The 218-nt window shown below is 61.9% G+C and carries 1 pseudogene; it reads right to left on the bottom strand.

The window, feature by feature from the left end:
- A pseudogene (locus H6B10_RS18530) lies at positions 1-117 on the bottom strand (ACP S-malonyltransferase); the annotation flags it as partial.
- Between the last annotated feature and the right edge of the window lie 101 nt (positions 118-218).

Genomic DNA, 218 nt, shown 5'->3' with positions numbered 1-218 from the left:
CACGCCCAGGTCGGCCAACCGGCGGATGGTATCTTCCAGATAAACGCTGCTCTGTACCTGACGCACCAGAAGGTCCGCAATGGAATCAGCGGGAGCTTTTTCGTGGCCCAGGCATGAGTGAACAGCAGAACACCCGTCCCGCGGCACTTGTGACCGGCGGCGGGCGCGGTATTGGCCGGGCTATTTGCCTGGCATTGGCAAAAGCGGGGGTTGACCTG

Origin of the sequence: Gemmiger formicilis, assembly GCF_016901605.1 — a bacterium.
Lineage (GTDB): Bacteria > Bacillota > Clostridia > Oscillospirales > Ruminococcaceae > Gemmiger > Gemmiger formicilis_B.
This window is presented reverse-complemented; position numbering and strand designations above follow the sequence as displayed.